Raw genomic sequence first — 19,445 nt, 5'->3', positions numbered from 1 at the left:
CTATAGCGAAGATGATTGCACCGGCGGTTCCGCGACCGCCGGCATTTCTCCGCGCTGGCCGACAAGCATCCGGCAGGCACGAATGGTGAGCGCCATGACGGTGAGCGTCGTGCCGGCGATGCCGCTGCCGGGAAAGGCGCTGGCGTCGGTGACAAGGACATTGGGAGCGTCCCAGAGCTGATTGTAGGGATTGAGCACCGAACTTCTGGGGTTGCTACCCATGCGCGCGCCACCGGTTTCGTGAATGGCGGCTCCCATGCACATGGTCTTGCGGAACCACTTGCGGAACATGAAGCGGCTGAAGGGATCGGCATCTGGAAAGGCGCCACGCCCCATTTCCCTCAAGCCGGTGGGCGAACCGATGAATTCCAGTTCGCCGCCGACCGTATGCACGAGGTCGATCATGGTCTTTTCCTGCTGTGCCAGCAGGGCATGCTCCTCCTCATGCATGACGCAGCGAATGTGGGGGACGGGAATATTCCAGGCATCCATGCGCCGGGTGTCGAGCGTGATGCTGTTGTCGGCATGCGGCAGCATGCGGCCGAAGCCGAAAAAGGCAAGCCGGGATGGCTGATCGTCAGGCGTGGGCACCCGTCCGACGCTGCCCTGGAAATCGAAATCGCCGCGGCTGGCGTCGCCCTTGCCGAACCGCGGAATGAAGATGCCGCCCGAAGGATTGTAGAACGGATCGGTCGGGGCGGAGGCATCGTGCGCCCAGCCCTTGGCCTTCGGAAAGGAGCCGAAGGCGAGGCAGGGAAGCTGGTCCATGAAATAGCGCCCGAGGGTTCCCGAACTGTTGCCCAGCCCTTCGGGGTGCCTGGCGGAAGCAGAGTTGAGAAGCAGCCGGACACTTTCGATCGGAGAAGCCGAAAGCACCACCAGCCCCGCGCGAACCGTCTCGACCCTGCCGGTCACGCGGTCGATGAATTCCGCGCCGCTCGCCCGACCGTCTCCGTCATCCGTGGTGATGCGGCGCACGATGGCGTCATGGCGGATGGCGAGGCGGCCGGTCGCCAGCGCCTCGCGCAGAGGCTTCGGCGTGCGCTCCGGGTCCGGGGCGATATAGCGCCAGGACACGACGCTGCGTTCCGGCCAGCGGCCCTCCACCTCCTGCTTGAATATTTCTTCGGCCGGTGTGAGCTCGGCCGGATGCGCATAGACGCCGTCCGGCAGGGTCTCGACTCCGTCCTTGTTGCCATAGAGCCCGAGGCAGGATTCGACCTCGCTGTAATAGGGCTCAAGCTCGTCATAGGAGATCGGCCAGTCCACGCCCTTGCCGGTTCGCGACCTGATCTTGAAATCATCGTCGGTCCAGCGCAGCAGCACGCGGCCGAAGCTATGCAGGCGACCGCCAGCCTGACGGCCGCGAATCCACAGGAACGGTGCATCCTTCGGCGTCGTATAGGGGTTCTTGCGGTCGTTGACGAAGAAGTGGCTGAAGCGTTCGGTGAAGAAGGCGGCGCGTGCCTGGATGGGCTGGCCCTTGAGGGTGGCGCGTGCTCGTTCCCAGATATTGATGCTGCTGGCCGGTGCCTTCTTGCGGGCGGGATCGAAATCGTCCTGCGTCACGGGCCGGCCAGCCTCGAGCAGCAGCACCGACAGGCCTTGTGCCGTCAATTCCTTGGCGGCGAAGGAGCCCGCGGCGCCGGAACCGATGACCAACGCGTCGTAGACAGTCTGAGACATGAGTGATTTCCGTATGAGTTGAAGGTCGTGTTAGAGGCGGACGCCCTCGGCGTCGAAAAGGGAAGCCTTGGTGATGTCGAGAGCTGGCGCGATCCGCGTGTTCGGTGCAAATGCCACATCGCCCATCACCCGGCAGGACAGGCTGTTGCCGGCCCAATCGAACCAGATCACCGTGTCGGCGCCCATCGGTTCGACAACGGAGACGGTGCCCGCAATGGTGGGCAGCCCCTTTGCCGTGCCGTCGGGCGCGAGATGTTCCGGCCGGATGCCGAGCGTGGCAGGCCCCGTCTTGACGGTGTTGAGAAAAGGATAGGCGGAAAGATCGATTTTCAGTGCGTTGCTTTCGAAGACGGGCATGCCGGCATCGACCACGATCCGGCCCTCGATGAAATTCATTGCCGGCGCGCCGATGAAGCCCGCGACGAAGAGATTGGCCGGGCGATGGTAGATCTCGGACGGCGTGGCGAGCTGCTGGATGACGCCGTCCTTCATGATGGCGATGCGATCGGCAAGGGTGAGCGCCTCGACCTGATCATGCGTCACATAGATCATCGTATTGCCGAGGCTCTGATGCAGCTTCTTGATCTCGACGCGCAATTCGTTGCGCAGTTTCGCATCGAGATTGGAGAGCGGCTCGTCGAACAGGAAGACATCCACCTCGCGCACCAGGGCGCGGCCGATGGCGACGCGCTGGCGCTGGCCGCCCGACAGTTCCGAGGGACGACGGTCGAGCAGGTTTTCGAGATGCAGGAGTGCGGCGGTGCGGGCGATGCGCGCTTCGATTTCGGCCTTGGGCAGGCCCGCGACGCGCAGGCCGAAGGACAGGTTCTTGCGGACCGTCATGCGAGGGTAGAGCGCGTAGGACTGGAACACCATGCCGATGCCCCGATCCTTCGGTTCGTCCCAGGTGACGTTCTTTCCGGAAATCCACATCTCGCCGTCGGTCATGTCCTGCAGGCCGGCGATGGCGTTCAGCAGTGTCGATTTTCCGCAGCCGGACGGGCCGAGCAGCACGAGAAATTCGCGCGGGGCGATGTCGATGGAGAGCTTTTCGATGACGGTGTGATCGCCATAGGCGATCTTCAGATCCTTGACGGAGACGGCAGGCTGCATTGGCATTATCCCTTGACTGCGCCGGCGGCGACACCGCGCAGGAACCAGCGGCCGGAGAAGAAATAGATGGCGAGCGGAACGACGGCGGTCAGGATGGTGGCGGCCATGTTCACATTGTAGGCGCGCTCGCCCATGGTGGTGTTGACGATATTGTTGAGCTGCACCGTCATCGGCAGATTGTCGCGTCCGGCAAAGACCAGTCCGATCAGGAAGTCGTTCCAGATGCCGGTGAACTGGAAGATCGAGGCGACGACGACCATCGGCACCGACATGGGCAGCATGATCTCGAGGAAGATCCGCCAGAAGCCGGCGCCATCGACGCGCGCGGCCTTGCAGAGCTCTTCGGGGATGGCGACGAAATAGTTGCGGAACAACAGCGTGACCAAGGGCAGACCGAAGATCACATGGACGAGGACGACGCCCGCCACGGAGTTGTAGAGGCTGAGATTGGCGAGCAGTCGCACCAGCGGATAGAGGAAGATCTGATAGGGGATCAGCCCGCCGGCCATCAGCAGCCCGAACAAAAGGTTGGAGCCTTTCGGCCGCCAGAAGGACAGCGCATAGCCGTTGATGGCACCGACAAGCACGGAAATGGCGACCGCTGGCACGGTGATTTTCACCGAATTCCAGAAACCGATGCGCACGCCGAGGCACTGCGTGCCCATGCAGGCGCCCGACCATGCCGTCTTCCATGCCTGAAAGTCCATGGTATCCGGCAAGGCGAAGATACGGCCCTGCCGGATCTCCTCCATGGTCTTCAGGGAGGTGACGAGCATCGTATAGAGCGGCAGCAGGAAGAACAGCGCCGCAAGGATCAGGAAGGCGTAGAGGCCGATGCGACCGATGGTGAGCCGCGAGGGTTTCGGGCCGCGGGGATGCGGGGCTGCCATCAGCGTGCTCCCCTTCTTCTGGCGCGCATGGAGAGCGCATAGCGGAACGGCACGACCGCCATGACGACGGAGAGCACCAGCACCGTAGCGCCGGCGCTCGCCAGGCCGAGATTCTGGCGCTCGAACAGATTGTCCATGATGAATTTCGCCGGCACCTCGGTGGCGTTGCCCGGCCCGCCGCCGGTGAGTGCCACGACGAGATCGTAGGTCTTGATGACGCCCATGGAGAGCAGCATCGCCGATGCGGCGAGCGCCGGCCCGAGTTGCGGCAGCACGATCGACAGATAGATGCGCCAGATCGGAATACCGTCGATCTGCGCCGCCTTCCACTGCTCCTCGCCGATGCCGCGCATGCCCGAGAGCGCGATGACCATGACGAGGCCGGCGCCCTGCCAGAGGCCTGCGAAGACGACGGTGTAGATCGCCATCTCGCGGCTGACGATCCAGTCGAAGACGAAGCTCTGCCAGCCGAGCGCCCTGACGGTCGCCTGAATGCCGAGCGTCGGGTTCAGCATCCATTGCCAGATGAGGCCGGTGACCACGAAGGACATGGCATAGGGATAGAGGAAGATGGTGCGGAACACGGCTTCGAAGCGCACCTTGCGGTCAAGCGCGGCGGCCAGCACGAAGCCGAGCGCCAGGCAGCCGACGACATAGAGCACGCCGAATATGACCAGGTTTTCCAGGGATGCGAGCCATCTCGAATTGCGGAACAGCCTGACATATTGGGCGAGGCCGACATAATTGGACGACGGAAAGATGGTCGAATCCGTGAACGACAGCCTGACGGACCAGACCATCGTGCCGATATAGATGAAGATCGCTGCGATCCATGTCGGCAGGAGCGCGATGGTCGCGGCGGGGGAACGTCTGCGCTTGGCTTGCATGAGCAAACTTTCTCAAACGGAATGGACAGGGCCGATCGGAGGGCTTCTCTCCGATCGGCCAGCCACGCGGCCCTATTCGAAGATCGCGAAGAACTTCTCGGCGCCGGAGGCGCTGTCCTCGGATGGGTTGGTCCAGAACTCGTCGACGAAGTCGTCGAGCGCGCCGGCCTGCTGCGGCGAGAGGATCAGTGCCTGATCCGGCACGATCTTGCCGGCGCTCATCAGCTCCAGGCCCTTCTTCGCGCAGACGTCGAGCTTCGACTGGTCGACGTCGGTGCGCATCGGCACGGAGCCTTTCTTCAGCGAGAATTCGACCTGCACGGCGGGGTCCATGGCGACTTCGGCAAGCAGGGTCTGGCCCTTCTGCGATGCCGCGTCGGCGATCTTCGGGAAGGAGAAGGCGTCGGCGACATAGACCATGCCCGGCGACTGCGGCGCGAGCATGCAGCCGTAATCCTTGCCCAGTTCCTTGCCGGCGGCGATGAATTCGCCCTTGGCCCAGTCGCCCATGAACTGCACCCCGGCCTTGCCGGTGATGACCATGGCGGTGGCGTCGTTCCAGTTGCGGCCCGGAGCGCCCTGATCGACATAGGCCCGCAGCTTGCCAAGGATATCGAGCGCCTTCTTTACGCCTTCGGTCGACGCCTCGCCCTTGTCCTTGTCACCATAGATCTTCAGGAAGCCGTCGATGCCGACCTGGGTCAGCAGGATCATGTTGAAGACCTTGGATTCCTGCCAGGACTGGCCGCCCCAGGCGACCGGCTGCACGCCGGCGGCCTTGAGCTTGTCGAGAGCGGCGAAGAAGTCGTCCCAGCTCTTCGGTTCTTCGCTCACACCCGCCTTGGCGAAGGCTTCCTTGGAATAGAATACCCAGCTTTCGCCATGGGCGCCCGTCGGCGCCAGATAGGTCTTGCCGCCATAGGAGATGAGATCGGCGATCGACTTCGGCAGGGCATCCGCCCATTTGCCCGCCTTGGCAATGTCATCGATCGGGCTCAGCAGGCCCTGATTGACGAAATCGGCATTGGCGAGGCCAATGACGGCTTGCTTGGCGGCGGGCGGATCGCCGGCGACGAGCCGGTTCTGGAAGGCGGCGTCGGCGGCGCCGAAGCCGGCAATGGAGGAATCCTGCCAGATCCCACCACGCTTTTCGAATTCCTGCTTGATGACGTTCAAGGCGGCAGCCTCACCGCCGGATGTCCAGGAGGTCATCACTTCGGCTTTCGGCTTGTCTTCGGCATAAGCGGGGGCGACGGCCGTTAGGAGCGCAGTCCCCAGCAGGGAGAGTTTCATCATGTTTTTCATCGTTCCACCTCTTTGAGAAAGCCCTCTTGGTGGGGCTATGGTCTTGGGTTCATGCTATCAGCGATAGATCGGCAGGAGCGCCTGGCGCACGAGCGTCAGCCCGTTGGCGATGTCACCGACCGGATCGGGCGCGGCGTCCAGTTCGAGAATGGCCCAGCCTTCGTAGCCGCGGTCGCGCAGCAGCCTGATCCAGCCCGGCCAATCGACGCGACCGAGACCGAAGCCGCAGAAATAGGGGCGATGGCGGTCGTGGATATGCTGGTCGATCGGCGTATCCGCCGGCATCGGCCCGAGCGCGTCCTTCCAATGGGCGATGATGACGCGCTCATGATGGCGATCGACGAGCTGTAGCGGATCGGAACCGGCGACGATGATATGCGCGGTGTCCGGGCACATGTGCACATAGGCCGGATCGGTCAGCAGCATCAGAAGATCGACGTCGCGGGCGGCGGCAAAGATCGAATGCGCTTCCGTGTGGAGCGCCAGCCGCACACCCTTGGCGTGGAGGGCCGCACCAAGGCGATTGAGAAAATCGGCGATCTTGCGCGCCTGCTCGAAATCGAAGAACCGCACGGGCTGCGCGCCCAGCGTCTGGCGCAAGGGAGCGCCGATGACCATGATGTCGCTGCCGCAGGCCTTCAGGAATTCGGCATATTTTTCCGCCTTGTCGATAATGGCGGCCTGCGCGGAAGTCTCGGTGAAATCGCCGGCCGCCTCGAGCTCGGCAAAGAAGCCGCTCGCCAGTGTCAGTCCGCGCCTGGAAAGCTCGGCCGCGAAGGCTTCGACCGAGCCATAGGTCTTCGTCGCGTCCTGCCAGTTGAAGGGCGAGAAGGTCAGCTCGACGCCGGTGACGCCGGAGGCCTGCACGGCATCGAGGATCTTGTCCCAGAAGGCGCGCGGCTCGCTGCGGGCCAGGGCGATGATGCCGTCATAATCCTGCACGCCCCAGAAATCGGTGTGGAAAAAGGTGACGAGATCGACGCCAAAGCGAAGCCGTTCGGTTGAGGTCATGACGCTATCCGTTCTCCGGGCACAGGAAATTGGCTGCGGAACTGAGATCCGCGGCGAGTAATTCATAATGATTTCAATGCTCTGTATTTGGCAATCGTTTGCCGTGCCTAGATAGTAGACAAGTCGATTTTTTATGCAAGCGATTTTTGGCAATCGTTTGCTAAACGGCTGTGCCTGCCGTAGCATCCGATACGGCAGGCATGGGGAAGGAAGTCGAAAGTTGGGAAAAAACAAGCAAGTGCCCGTGGAGGAGCAGTCGGGGCCGCTGATGGCGGATGTCGCTCGTCTGGCGGGCGTGGCGATCTCGACCGTCAGCCGCGCGCTTGCCAATCCAGGCCGCGTCAACGAAAAGACGCGCGCCAAGATCGACGCTGCCGCCAAACAGCTGGGCTATACGCCGAACGCCATGGCCCGCAGCTTGAGGGTCGGCAGGTCCAATATCATCATGATCATCCTGCCGGGTTCGCTCTATTATGGCGTTTCGCAGATCATTCCGCAGGTTCTGCAAAGCATCAACAAGGCGCTGATTCAGAACGGCTACAATCTGATGATCGCCAACCTTGACCGCGATGCGGAATCGGAGCGGCATATTCTCGATCTGGCTTTCGGCGGCACGGCCCGTGGCGCCATCATTCTCTCTTCGAAACTGCCGGAAATCGACGGCCGCTCGCTTGCCAATGCCGGCTTGCCCATCGTCTCCATGCTGCTCGACATGAGCGATGCCGGCCTGCCGAGCATCGTGACAAACGATCGCGAGGCGGTCCGTGACGTGACGGCGGAGATGATCAGGCTCGGTCACCGTCGCTTTCTCTATATCGCCGGTCCGGAAGGCAATTATCACGATGTCGAGCGCTATGCGGGCGTGCTCGAGGCGCTCCGTGACGCGGGCGTGCCCGAGAGCGCGGTGTCGCGTTCGGGCGGCCGTCTCGATTACCAGCAGGGTTTTGCGATCGGCGTTCACGCCGCCGCCGATTTCGCGCAACTGGCCGACAGGCCGACGGCGGTGATCGCCACCAGTGACGACATGGCCATATCCTTCATCAGCCGCGTCCAGCGGATGGGTTTCACCGTTCCCGGCGATCTCTCCGTCGTGTCGTTCGACGGCTCGCCCGTCTGCGAATTCTCCTCACCGCCGCTGTCGACGATCGAGCAGCCGGTGGAGGAAATGGGGCAGGCGGCCGTTGCCCGATTGCTTGGCGCCATCGGACGATCGCCGGAGGAGCCGGCATTGCGCACCACCATCCGCAGCAAGCTCATCCTGCGCGAAAGCGTGGCCGCCGCGAAGGGCTGACGACACGGTTCGCTTCCCCGCGGTCGCCAATTCCGGTCGCTAAGTCCGGTTACCGCAATCCGATGGCCCGACTTCCGAGGGAAGGTCGGAATTCGAACATATTTATCGAAATTTTAATCGCTATACCTGTAGATATTATCAGGTTCTGCCTAATGGCGTCATGACAACGCCTGTTGCGGTCGCAGTGATATTTGGCCCGCAGGCAAGCTCCCTTCAAAGCCATATGATCCCCATTTTTCGGAACCTCCCGCCCATGCGCGCCTCCATCAAGCTTACCCTGTCAATGCTGTTCATCCTGCTGTCGGCCGTTGCCGTGGGGCAGGGCATCCTGAGTGTCGTCAAGCTCATTGCGATCAGGGAGAATGTCGCGGATGTTTCCAGGAATTGGCTGCCGTCGATCGACGTCGTCAATCGCATCAACACCATCACGGGCGACTATCGCATCCTGCAATATGCCTTGGTCACCGGCTCGCCCGAGAGCGCCAGCCTGGTGAAGAATGTGAACCTCTTCCGGCAGAAGGTGCAGGATCTGGCCGATGCGCGCCGGGAATACGAACCCATGGTGACGCCCGGCGAGGAGCGCGAGACCTATCAGGCATTTTCGGGCCTGTGGGCACGCTACGAGGAGGCCAGCGAAAAGATCGTCAAGCTCATGGAAGCCGGCCAGAAGGACGAGGCGTTCGCCCTGCTGACGAGCCCCGACATCCTGCAGCTCTACAACAGCAGTGGTGATCTGCTCGACAAGGATGTGGCGATCAACAAGAAGGGCGGCCAGTCGTCCGTCGACAACACCATGAGCTACGTGTCCTCGACGGTGATGATCGCCATCGCCGCCATGGTCATCGCGCTCGCCACCGGTATCGGCGCCTTGGCCTATTGCGTCGTCCGGGTGATCAAGCCGATCGGCCTGCTGACGAACACGATGGGCACGCTGGCGACCGGCCGGCTGGACACTGAAATTCCCTTCGATACCCGTGCCGACGAAATTGGCGAGATGGCCCGGGCCGTCGAGGTGTTCAAGCAAAACAGCATCAAGGTGCGCGATCTCAACGCGCAGGAAGCTGCCCTGCAAGCCAAGAGCGCCGATCTGCAGTCGAGCATCGCAACCGTCGTGGCCGCCGCTGTCGCGGGCGACTTCACGCAGCGCATTGCCAAGGATTACGACAATGAGGATCTCAATCGCTTCGCCTCGAGCGTGAACCAGCTCGTCGCGTCGGTGGATACCGGCATTGCCGAGACGCGTCGCGTCGTTCACGCACTGGCCGCGGGCGACCTGACGGAGACCATGCACGGGGATTTCCGTGGTGCCTTCGGCGAACTGCAGGAAAATGTCAACGCGGCGACCGCCAATCTGCGTTCGCTGCTCGGCGAGGTTCGCAGCGCCATCGATACGATCAACAGCGGCGCCGGCGAGATGCGTTCTGCTGCCGACGACCTGTCGAAGCGTACGGAGCATCAGGCTGCGTCTCTGGAAGAGACCTCTTCGGCCCTGGAAGAGATCACCGTCGCCGTCAAGCACTCCACCGAGCGCGCCACCGAGGCGAGCCACATGGTCGATGAGGCCCGCCGCAGCACCGAGCAGTCCAGCATCGTGGTCAGGGACGCTGTCTCGGCCATGGGCCGCATCGAAAATGCATCCGGGGAGATTGGCCAGATCATCAACGTCATCGACGAGATCGCGTTCCAGACCAACCTTCTTGCCCTGAACGCGGGCGTGGAAGCGGCCCGCGCCGGCGAGGCGGGCAAGGGATTTGCGGTGGTGGCCCAGGAGGTCCGGGAACTGGCGCAGCGCTCCGCCGGCGCCGCCAAGGACATCAAGACGCTGATCGCGCGATCGGGCGAAGAGGTCCGGTCCGGCGTGCAGCTGGTGACGGCGACGGGCGAGGCCCTTAGCCTCATCCAGGGCCATGTCGTCAAGATCAACGAGCATGTGCATTCGATCGCAACCGCCGCCAGGGAACAGTCGACCGGGCTTTCCGAAGTCAGCACGGCCGTCAACGAGATGGACCAGGTGACGCAGCAGAATGCGGCCATGGTCGAGCAATCGACGGCCGGCACCAGCCGCCTCGTCGAGGAAGTCGGCAATCTTGCCGGGCTCATCCAGCGCTTCAAGATCGGCAATGGCGTTTCCCGGCCGCTTGCCGCCAGTGCCGTCAGCCGGCCTGTCGCCTCGCCGGCTCGCGCACTGGGCAACCGGCTGGCCAGCGCCTTTGCAGGCACGGCAACGGCAACCGCCAGAGCATGGGACGAATTCTGAGCGAGACCATCGGTGCCAGGCCGAGAGCCCGGCCGGATCCCCGAAACAGACACTCACTCCGGCGAGCCCGCCGGGGTGAAAGGTGAAAACCGCATCAGCGCGATGGCGGAACCCTGCCCAGGGAAGCCTCTTTTATCCGGGCCGCATTGCGCGCCTCCTCGGCAAAGGCGCGGACTATCCGCTCGTTCGACGTCAGGCCCTGAAAGATGATGCCGACGCCGCGGGAAGGGGCATCGGCAAGCGGTATTTTTCTCAATGAAAGGCCTTCCGGCCAGGGCGGCAGCCAGTCCGGCACCAGCGAGACGCCAAGGCCACGGTCGACCAGCACGGCAATCGCTTCAAGCGAATCCAGTTCGTATTTCTCTCGCGGTGAAAGCTTCATGCGGCGGAGATAGGCTTCGCCGGACCGTCCGCCCCAATGCTTGCGGTCATAGCGGATGAACGGCGCAGTCCTGATGATCTCGAGGGGATCGGTTTCGGCCTCTTTTACGCTGGTCAGGACGATGAGCGGGTCGCGGCGCAGCTCATGCCAGACATATTCCTTTGGAACGGTAAACGGCGGCTCCACCAGGATCGCCGCGTCGAGAAGGCCATCGGCAATCTTCTGGTAGAGGTCGAGCGATTGGCCCGGTTGCACCTCGACCTGAATGCTCGGACGTTTCTCCTTCATGATCGACAGGATTTCCGGAAGCAGGCCGGTGATCATCGAATGGATGACGCCGATCCTGATCGTGCCGATGTCCTCGTTCCGGTTCGCCATCCCTTTCAGGCTGCCGGCCGCCTCCACGATCTTCCGGGCCGCTTCGAGGATCGCCGAGCCGGCCTCCGTCGGTCGGGTGGAATGGCCGGCGCGGCGGACGAGAACCGCGCCGACATCGGCTTCCAGCGCTCTCAGCCTCTGGACGACGGCAGACGGCGTAAGACCCTCCTTGCGGGCTGCGGCGGCGATCGAACTGGAGTCGACCACATTGAGGAAGGTCTGGAGGAAACGCGTCTCCAAATTAAGACTTTCTGAATTTCAAAAGCATGAAACCGCATATTTTATGACGTTGTTCCGCATGTCAATGTTGCAGAGTTGAGGTCGCCGTCGTCCCCGGTGCTGCCTTCGGTCCTGCGCTTGTTTGCGGATATCGCTTGCCGCCTCGACCGATTGCCCGTGAGCCGCCCGCTCCCGTATTAGCGAAGACTGCGGCGTCCGGACGTTGAAAGGGACAGAGATCATGGATCTGGGAATAGAGGGCAAATGCGCGCTGGTGCTCGGCGCCGGCGGTGGTTTGGGTGGCGCGATCGCCCACGCGCTGGCGGCTGAAGGTGCGAAGGTGGCTGTGGCCGATATCGATGGCGAGGCGGCCGAAAGGACGGTTGAAGGCATTCGCCGAGCCGGTGGCGACGCATTTGCCATCCGGTGGGATATCGGCGATCTGACGGCTATCGACGGCAATGTATCGGCCATCGAGGGCCGCTATGGTCCTGTCGCCATTCTGGTGAACAATACCGGCGGCCCGCCGCCGACGATGGTCTCGGGCCAGTCGGCGGAGCAATGGTCGACCTTCTTCCAGTCGATGGTTCTTTCGGTCATCGCGCTTACGGACCGCGTTCTTCCCGCGATGAAATCCGCCAGCTGGGGGCGCATCATCACATCGACCTCGTCGGGCGTCATCGCGCCGATCCCCAATCTCGGCCTTTCCAACGCGCTGCGCTCGACCCTCGTCGGTTGGTCAAAGACGCTGGCGAAGGAAGTCGGCGGCGCGGGCATTACCAGCAACATCGTGCTTCCCGGTCGTATCGCTACCGCGCGCATCACCTTTCTCGACGAACAGAAGGCGAAGAGGGAAGGGCGCTCCATCGAGGATGTTTCCGCCGAAAGCACCGCGACCATTCCCGTCGGGCGATACGGAAAGCCGGAGGAATATGGCGACGTCGTCGCCTTCCTGGCGAGCGCGAGGGCATCCTTCATCACCGGCAGCATCATCCGCGTCGACGGCGGCATGATCGCAAGCATCTGACAATTCGAAACCGAAAGGCAAATCCCATGGCGACCGATGCTCAAATCAAGGACATCCTCTCCGGCGTGACAACCGCGACGCTGACGACCATCCTCCTCAAGAAAGGCCTGCGTAACGTCTGGATGCGCGGCGCGCTGCCGCTGAAGCCGGGGCAGGGGCGGATCATCGGCCGCGCCTTCACCCTGCGCTTCGTGCCGGCGCGCGAGGATCTGGCCACGCCGGAATCCTGGTCTTCGCCGAAATCGACCCGAGCGGCGATCGAAGCCATGCCGGAAGGCTGCATTGCCGTCGTCGATGCGATGGGCATCCAGGACGCCGGCATTTTCGGCGATATCCTCTGCGCCCGCATGGCGAAGAAGAATGTCGCCGCGCTGGTGACGGACGGCGTCGTGCGCGATCGCGACGGCGTGCTGGGTACGGAGCTGCCGGTCTGGTGCTCCGGCGCCGCCGCTCCGCCGTCGGTCGCCGGCCTCACCTTCGTCGACTGGGATCAGCCGGTCGGCTGCGGCGGCGTGGCGGTTTTTCCGAACGATGTGATCGTCGCCGACAATGATGGCGCCGTCGTCATTCCCGCCGCCTTCATCGACGATATTCTCGAACTGGCCCCGGAGCAGGAGCGGCTGGAGGGCTGGATCATGCAGCAGGTGAACGAAGGGGCGGCCTTGCCCGGCCTCTATCCGGCCAATGCCGAAAACAAGGCGCGCTATGAAGCATGGAAGGCGCAATCGTCGAAATAGGCTTTCACCTGTTCGCCCGGTCGGCGCCCGCCCTTGCCGAAGGAGGCGCTGACCGGCCGACCCACCGCTTTCCTTCTCGCGACCGGTATGACAGTTTGCTCGAAAATCGCGGGAGGTGGCAAGTTTGCGCTGGTTCGATTTTGTCCGGAAAGGCTTTTGCCGAGCGCTGCTGTTCGGCTTGTTTCTCGTGACAGGCGTGTCTTCTTCGGACGCGGCGGATCGGACGATCTATCTCACATTCGACGACGGTCCCTTGCCGGGTACGGAGAATATCCTCTCCGTGCTGAGGCAGGAAAATGTTCCGGCCGCCCTATTCATGGTCGGACTGCATGTCGAAACCATCCCCGGCGGCCGCGACTTGCTGGCCGAGGCCAAGGCGATCCCGCTCGTGACCGTCGGCAACCATAGTTACAGCCACGCCAACAATCGCTACAGGAATTATTATTCGAACACCGATGCGGTCGTTGCCGACATGCTGCACGCCAATCAGGTCCTCGGACTTGTTCCGAAGGTCCATGCAAGGCTGCCGGGCCGGGATGTCTTCCGGCTCCCCACCGTTTCGAAGGAAGATCTATCCATCAACGTCGCGCAATGGGAGCGCGAATGGCTGGATTATGAGCTGGTCGCCGAGGCCGGGTTTTATCTTTACGGCTGGGATTTCGAGTGGGTCCATAGCGACGACGGCAAGCCGGTCCAGTCGGTGGACCGTCTGCTCAGTGAAATCGACCATCTTTTTGGCTACGGCCGATTTGTGCAGCCTGGCAAGATGATCCTGCTGATGCATGACGAAATGTTTCAGGACAAGTTCGATGGACAGGAGAACCTGAGGACATTGATCCGGCAGTTGCGGCAACGCGGCTACAGATTCGGCGACATCAGAACCTATGCGCCGTGATGGCTGCGGCCGTTGGCCGAACGACCGGCCGCTCAGGCTTCGGACAGCATGCGCAAGCCGACAATGCCGATGATGATCAGCGCGATGCAGGTCAGTCTTGCCAGGCTCGCGGTCTCGCCGAACAGGGCGATGCCCATGATGACGGTGCCGACCGTGCCTATCCCGGTCCAGACGCCATAGGCCGTGCCCACCGGCAGCGCCTTCAGCGACAGATTGAGGAGATAGAGGCTCGCAACGATCAGAAGGATGGTGATCGCGCTGGCAAGCGGCTTGGTGAAGCCGTGCGAATATTTCATGCCAAGCGCCCAGCAGACTTCAAGGGCGCCGGCGATAATCAATATGATCCAGTTCATGATGGAGGCTCCAAGGTGGACAAAACGCCCTGGCTTCCTTCTTCGGTCCATAGGCGCTATAAGGCAAGTACGCACCTTTTGGTGCCTGTAATATCCGACCGGCTGGAGGATGGATCTGAATGTCGAAAGCGGATGTCTTCGATTCGAGCTGTTCGGCCCGCCACGCGCTGGAGCTGATCGCGACGAAATGGGCGGTGCTCATCCTCTCGGCCCTGGCGCAGGAGCCGATGCGCAACGGCGCCCTGCTGCGCAAGATCGGCGGCATCTCGCAGAAGATGCTGACGCAGACGCTGAAGGATCTGGAGCGCAACGGTCTGGTGGAGCGCGAGGATCGCCAGACGATCCCGCCGCATGTCGAATATCGGTTGAGCGAACTTGGCCAATCGCTCGAACAGACCCTGATCGCGCTCGATCTGTGGGCTGAGCGCAACTTTCCTGCGCTCGACAAGGCGCGTGAACGCCATGACGCGGCAGCGGCGAGACAGCGTCGGGTTGCAAAAGTCCGGTTGGGCTGAATGCCCGGGCGCAGCGCGCCCGCCTGCGCCGCGCTTTATTCTCCATTCGGCAAAGCTTCCCAAGCGCTCTTGGAAAGAGCGGTTCTGATCTCTAAAGTTGTCGAGCGGCCGAACCGGCCGTGGCGAGGGAAGGGAGGAGCCCGCGTTCGTGAAGCATCGATATTCGATCCTTGCCGGGCTCTGCCTGTTGTCGGTGGTGTGCTACGGCGCCATCTTTCCGGGAAGAGAGCTGGCGACGCGAAGCTACATGGACGAGGCGTCGCTGCAGGCGGCCTCGGCATTGCGTCTGGCGGTTTCAGCGCTCGCCGGACATTTGAGCCGCTATGAGCCGCTGCCGGAGCTGATCGCCGACCATGACGATATCAAGCAGCTTGTCAGCGACCCCGACAATCCGGCCCTTCGCGATGCCGCCAATATCTATCTGAAGGGCATCAACCGCCTGCTGGAATCATCCGACATCTACGTGATGAAGATGGATGGCGACACGATCGCCGCCAGCAACTACGATGGTTCGACGAGCTTCGTCGGCGAGAATTTCAGCTACCGGCCCTATTATCAGGAAGCAGCAAGCGGTGAGCAGGCGCGGTTCTACGCGCTTGGCACGACATCCTTGAAGCGGGGCTATTACTTCGCGTCTCCGATCCGGGTCGATGGAACGATCCGCGGCGTCATCGTCTTCAAGGTCGATATCGACACCATCGAAGCCTCCTGGAAGGGGGGCGAATACAAGATATTCGTGTCCGATCCCGAAGGCATCGTCTTCATGACGGGCAGTCCGGAATGGCTGTACTCCGCCATCCTGCCGCTGACGCCGGAGCGGCTGCAACGCACGCATATGTCGCGCCGCTATGCGGAGGCCGTGCTGAAACCCTTGCCCATGCGGCAGGGGACGCTCGGCGGGCATCGTCTGACCACGATTTCCGATGGCGGCGCCGAGCGCGAATATCTGACGCTCTCCCACTACATGCCGGATGCGGACTGGACGGTGAGTGTGCTGATGGACACGGGCTCGGTGCATGCGCAGGCGCGCACCATGCTGATCGCGGTGCTGCTGTCCATCGGTTTGACGGGGCTGATGGTGGCGATCGTGTTTCAGCGCCGGGCGCGAGCCCAGGAACGCATGCGCATGCAGATCGATGCTCGCAACGAGCTGGAGCATCGCGTCGAAGCGCGCACCGCCGATCTGGCGCGCGTCAACCAGCGCATCGAGCTGGAAATCGCCGAGCGACGGCTGACGGAGCAGAAGCTTTTGAAGACGCAGGCCGATCTCATCCAGGCGGGCAAGCTTGCCGGCCTCGGCCAGATGTCGGCGGCGCTATCGCATGAATTCAACCAGCCGCTCGCCGCCGCCAAGACCTATGCCGACAGCGCCGCGATGCTGATCGCGCGCAATCGCATCGAAGAGGCATGCGACAATCTCGGCCGCATCTCCGGCCTGATCGACCGCATGGCATCGATCAGCCGGCATTTGCGCAATTTCGCCCGCAAGCCCAATGAGAAGATCGGGCCGGTTTCGCTTACGGCCGTCATGGCCGATACGCTCGAAATCGTCGCGGCGCGCCTCAAGGCGGCCGATGCCACGCTGCTGGTCGATCTCGGCGACGCGCCCGCGGTGCAGGCCGGTTCCGTGCGCCTGCAGCAGGTTCTCGTCAACGTCATCACCAACGCTGCCGATGCCGTGGAAGGTCTGGACGACAGGCGGATCCATGTCGCGGCCCGGCGCGACGGAATGAAAGTGAACCTTATCGTCCGCGATCATGGGCCGGGCGTGCCGCCTTCCATCGCCGAGCGCATCTTCGATCCGTTCTTCAGCACCAAGGGCGTCGGCCGCGGTCTCGGATTGGGGTTGTCGATCTCCTACAACATCATCAAGGATTTCGGCGGCAGCCTTTCGGTCGCGAATGCCGAGGATGGCGGCGCGGAATTCCGCATCCTGCTCGATGCCGCATCGGCGGCGAGCGAGGCTGCGGAATGAGCGGCGGGCGGATTTTGCTGATAGACGACGAGGAGGAGATGCGTCTTTCCTCCGCGCAGGCGCTCAGCCTTTTCGGGCTGGATGTCGCGACCTTCGCCAGCGCCGAGCCGGTACTCGAACTCGTCGGCTATAGTTTCGACGGTGTCGTGATCAGCGATATCCGCATGCCGGGCATGGACGGTATGACCCTGCTGCAGCGCATACGCGAGATGGATGCCGAGATCCCGGTGATCCTGGTGACGGGGCATGCGGACGTGCAGCTCGCGGTCAGCGCCATGCGCGCCGGGGTCTATGATTTCATCGAGAAACCCTTCTCGGCCCAGCATCTCGTCGGCATCATCCGCCGCGCGCTCGACCGGCGAAGCCTCGTGCTCGAGAACAGGCGGTTGCGGGCGGTGGCCGGCAAGCGCGACGACATCGAGGCCCGCCTGCCGGGACGCACGCAGGCCATGGTGGATCTGCGTTACCGGCTGCGCGCCATCGCGGCGACGGATGCCGATACGCTGATCATCGGCGATACCGGCGTGGGCAAGGAAGTCGTCGCTCGCGCGCTGCATGATACCAGCGCCCGCGCTGACCGGCCCTTCATTGCGATCAATTGCGCGGCCTTGCCCGAGACGTTGATCGAGAGCGAACTCTTCGGGCATGAGGCCGGCGCTTTTCCCGGGGCGCTGCGACCGCGATACGGTAAGTTCGAGCATGGCCGGGGCGGCACGATCCTGCTCGACGAGATCGGCTCGATGCCATTCGATCTGCAGGCGAAATTCCTGCGCGTGCTGCAGGAGCGCGTCATCACCCGGCTGGGCTCCAACGAGCCCGTGCCGCTCGACGTTCGTTTCATCGCCACCAGCAAGGTCGATCTGGAGGCCGAGGTCGGGCAGGGGCGGTTTCGGCCCGACCTCCTCTATCGCCTCAATGTCGCGACCATCCATGTTCCGTCGCTCGCCCAAAGGCAGGCCGATATTCCCCTGCTGTTCCTGCAGCTCGTGCGCGAAGCTGCCGCCCGCTATGGACGCGGTGACATCGACGTTCCGCCGGAGACGATCACCGGTCTTGGAGCCCGAAGCTGGCCCGGCAATGTGCGGGAGCTGCGCAATGCCGCTGACCGGCTGGTCCTTGGCCTCGACCCGCAGCCCGAGGACGTGCCCGAGCAGAACCGGAAGCTTGCCGACAAGGTTGCCGCCTATGAGCGCGGGCTGATTGCCGGCGCGCTTGCCGCCCATGGCGGCAGCCTGCGCCCGGTTTACGAGATGCTCGGCGTTTCGCGAAAGACGCTCTACGAGAAAATGCAGAAATATGGGCTTGAGAAGCGGATACGGGATGACCACGACGCCGGGGCGTAATGGGTGGATTTCCACCCATCCTCTTCCTCGTTTGTCCCCGTTTCGACCCATTCTGCTCCACTCCCGGATGAAAATTGCGTTCGGCAGCGCCTGAGCCGGTTGTTCGCTGTCACGGCTATTCCACAGTGGCGATAGTCATGACCGGTGCGGAGGGAGCCGCGCCGGCAGGTTCCTGGGAGGATGCAATGAAAATACTGAATGCCTTTCTGGGCATGACGGCGGTTGCCGCCGTTTCGCTCTTTTCCGTTTCCGCCATCGCGCAGACCTATCCGCAGCGGACGATCACCATGGTCGTTCCCTTCTCCGCCGGCGGGCCGACGGACACGGTTGCGCGCCTGGTTGCCGAATCCATGTCGAAGGATCTCGGGCAGCAGATCATCGTCGAGAATGTCGGTGGAGCCGGTGGCACGCTGGGCGCCGGCCGTGTCGCGCAGGCCGATCCGGATGGTTACACCGTTCTCCTGCATCATATCGGCATGGCGACGAGCGCGACGCTCTACCGCAAGCTCGCCTACGACACCCTCAACTCCTTCGAATATGTCGGCCTCGTCACCGATGTGCCGATGACGATCGTCGCGCGCAAGGACTTTGAGCCGACCGACCTCAAGGGCCTGGTCGACTATGTCAAGGCCAACAAGGACAAGGTTACCGTCGCCAATGCCGGCATCGGGGCTGCTTCGCATCTGTGCGGCATGATGCTGATGAGCGCGATCCAGACGCCGCTCACCACCGTTCCCTATAAGGGTACGGGGCCGGCCATGACCGATCTGCTCGGCGGCCAGGTCGACATCATGTGCGACCAGACCACCAACACCACCAAGCAGATCCAGGGCGGCACGATCAAGGCCTATGCCGTGACTTCGCCGGCACGCCTCAAGGTGTTCCCCGATGTGCCGACGGCGGTCGAGGGTGGTCTGGCCGGTTTCCAGGTCGGCATCTGGCACGGCCTCTATGCGCCGAAGGGCACCTCGGCGGATGTAACCGCGCGTCTGTCGAAATCGCTGCAGGTGGCGCTCAAGGACCCGAACGTCGTTGCCCGTTTCGCCGAACTTGGCACCGAGCCCTCGTCGGAGGCCGATGCGACGCCGGCCGCTCTCAAGACCAAGCTCGAAACGGAAATTGCCCGCTGGAAGCCGGTGATCGAGGCGGCGGGGCAGTACGCCGATTAGTGACGGCAGGAG

The 19,445-nt window shown here is 62.9% G+C and carries 17 protein-coding genes; 9 read left to right on the top strand and 8 right to left on the bottom strand.

All coding sequences use genetic code 11. From position 1 onward, the window contains the following. The 6 genes from FHX11_RS26715 to FHX11_RS26690 all read right to left on the bottom strand — a co-directional run bounded on the left by FHX11_RS26715 (window position 1) and on the right by FHX11_RS26690 (window position 6,892). The gene (locus tag FHX11_RS26715; protein ID WP_184363410.1) at window positions 1-1,686 is read right to left on the bottom strand and encodes a GMC family oxidoreductase; all 1,686 of its coding nucleotides are present in this window, start codon (window positions 1,684-1,686) and stop codon (window positions 1-3) included. Window positions 1,687-1,716: 30 nt separating this feature from the next. After that, window positions 1,717-2,799, bottom strand: coding sequence for an ATP-binding cassette domain-containing protein (locus FHX11_RS26710; protein WP_184363408.1), 1,083 nt, complete (start codon window positions 2,797-2,799; stop codon window positions 1,717-1,719). Between the two features lie 5 nt (window positions 2,800-2,804). Next, window positions 2,805-3,689 (bottom strand): carbohydrate ABC transporter permease, encoded by an 885-nt coding sequence (locus FHX11_RS26705; protein WP_184363406.1) that lies wholly within the window; start codon window positions 3,687-3,689, stop codon window positions 2,805-2,807. After that, window positions 3,689-4,576 carry a sugar ABC transporter permease gene (locus tag FHX11_RS26700; RefSeq protein WP_184363404.1) on the bottom strand — a complete coding sequence of 296 codons (888 nt, stop codon included), beginning with the start codon at window positions 4,574-4,576 and terminating at the stop codon, window positions 3,689-3,691. Before FHX11_RS26700 ends, FHX11_RS26705 begins: the two co-directional genes overlap by 1 nt. A gap of 72 nt (window positions 4,577-4,648) precedes the next feature. Beyond that, window positions 4,649-5,881 (bottom strand): ABC transporter substrate-binding protein, encoded by a 1,233-nt coding sequence (locus FHX11_RS26695; protein WP_184363402.1) that lies wholly within the window; start codon window positions 5,879-5,881, stop codon window positions 4,649-4,651. Window positions 5,882-5,938: 57 nt separating this feature from the next. After that, a complete protein-coding gene (locus FHX11_RS26690; protein ID WP_184363400.1) occupies window positions 5,939-6,892 on the bottom strand; it encodes a sugar phosphate isomerase/epimerase in 954 nt (317 codons plus the stop codon). A 220-nt stretch (window positions 6,893-7,112) separates the two neighbouring features. On the opposite strand from FHX11_RS26690, the gene FHX11_RS26685 reads away from it, so the two are divergent. Together FHX11_RS26685 and FHX11_RS26680 are read left to right on the top strand one after the other, a co-directional pair. After that, window positions 7,113-8,183, top strand: coding sequence for a LacI family DNA-binding transcriptional regulator (locus FHX11_RS26685; protein WP_184363396.1), 1,071 nt, complete (start codon window positions 7,113-7,115; stop codon window positions 8,181-8,183). 253 nt (window positions 8,184-8,436) lie between these two features. After that, entirely contained in the window at window positions 8,437-10,440 is a 2,004-nt protein-coding gene (locus FHX11_RS26680) for a methyl-accepting chemotaxis protein (protein WP_184363393.1), read from the top strand. A gap of 94 nt (window positions 10,441-10,534) precedes the next feature. On the opposite strand, the gene FHX11_RS26675 is transcribed toward FHX11_RS26680, so the two are convergent. Further along, window positions 10,535-11,440: a LysR family transcriptional regulator gene (locus FHX11_RS26675; protein WP_184363390.1), complete on the bottom strand. Its 906-nt coding sequence runs from the start codon at window positions 11,438-11,440 to the stop codon at window positions 10,535-10,537. Between the two features lie 220 nt (window positions 11,441-11,660). On the opposite strand from FHX11_RS26675, the gene FHX11_RS26670 reads away from it, so the two are divergent. The 3 genes from FHX11_RS26670 to FHX11_RS26660 all read left to right on the top strand — a co-directional run bounded on the left by FHX11_RS26670 (window position 11,661) and on the right by FHX11_RS26660 (window position 14,078). After that, window positions 11,661-12,446 carry an SDR family oxidoreductase gene (locus FHX11_RS26670; RefSeq protein WP_184363388.1) on the top strand — a complete coding sequence of 262 codons (786 nt, stop codon included), beginning with the start codon at window positions 11,661-11,663 and terminating at the stop codon, window positions 12,444-12,446. A gap of 26 nt (window positions 12,447-12,472) precedes the next feature. After that, a complete protein-coding gene (locus tag FHX11_RS26665) occupies window positions 12,473-13,183 on the top strand; it encodes a ribonuclease activity regulator RraA (RefSeq protein ID WP_184363385.1) in 711 nt (236 codons plus the stop codon). A gap of 196 nt (window positions 13,184-13,379) precedes the next feature. Further along, window positions 13,380-14,078 carry a polysaccharide deacetylase family protein gene (locus tag FHX11_RS26660; RefSeq protein ID WP_348649739.1) on the top strand — a complete coding sequence of 233 codons (699 nt, stop codon included), beginning with the start codon at window positions 13,380-13,382 and terminating at the stop codon, window positions 14,076-14,078. A 32-nt stretch (window positions 14,079-14,110) separates the two neighbouring features. On the opposite strand, the gene sugE is transcribed toward FHX11_RS26660, so the two are convergent. Then, window positions 14,111-14,431, bottom strand: coding sequence for a quaternary ammonium compound efflux SMR transporter SugE (gene sugE / locus FHX11_RS26655; RefSeq protein ID WP_184363382.1), 321 nt, complete (start codon window positions 14,429-14,431; stop codon window positions 14,111-14,113). A gap of 119 nt (window positions 14,432-14,550) precedes the next feature. On the opposite strand from sugE, the gene FHX11_RS26650 reads away from it, so the two are divergent. The 4 genes from FHX11_RS26650 (at window position 14,551) to FHX11_RS26635 (ending at window position 19,433) form a co-directional block, all read left to right on the top strand. After that, entirely contained in the window at window positions 14,551-14,946 is a 396-nt protein-coding gene (locus tag FHX11_RS26650; RefSeq protein ID WP_184363380.1) for a helix-turn-helix domain-containing protein, read from the top strand. Between the two features lie 184 nt (window positions 14,947-15,130). Then, complete coding sequence (locus FHX11_RS26645; protein ID WP_246781157.1) at window positions 15,131-16,921, top strand: sensor histidine kinase; 1,791 nt, start codon at window positions 15,131-15,133, stop codon at window positions 16,919-16,921. Beyond that, window positions 16,918-18,264: a sigma-54 dependent transcriptional regulator gene (locus tag FHX11_RS26640; protein WP_184363377.1), complete on the top strand. Its 1,347-nt coding sequence runs from the start codon at window positions 16,918-16,920 to the stop codon at window positions 18,262-18,264. The genes FHX11_RS26645 and FHX11_RS26640 overlap by 4 nt, the downstream gene beginning before the upstream one ends. 185 nt (window positions 18,265-18,449) lie before the next feature. Beyond that, window positions 18,450-19,433 (top strand): tripartite tricarboxylate transporter substrate-binding protein, encoded by a 984-nt coding sequence (locus FHX11_RS26635; RefSeq protein WP_184363374.1) that lies wholly within the window; start codon window positions 18,450-18,452, stop codon window positions 19,431-19,433. The last annotated feature ends 12 nt before the right edge of the window (window positions 19,434-19,445 follow it).

The organism is Rhizobium sp. BK602 (assembly GCF_014195095.1).
GTDB lineage: Bacteria > Pseudomonadota > Alphaproteobacteria > Rhizobiales > Rhizobiaceae > Rhizobium.
Note: the sequence above shows the minus strand (reverse complement) of the source record. Positions and strands in the feature narration are given on the sequence as shown.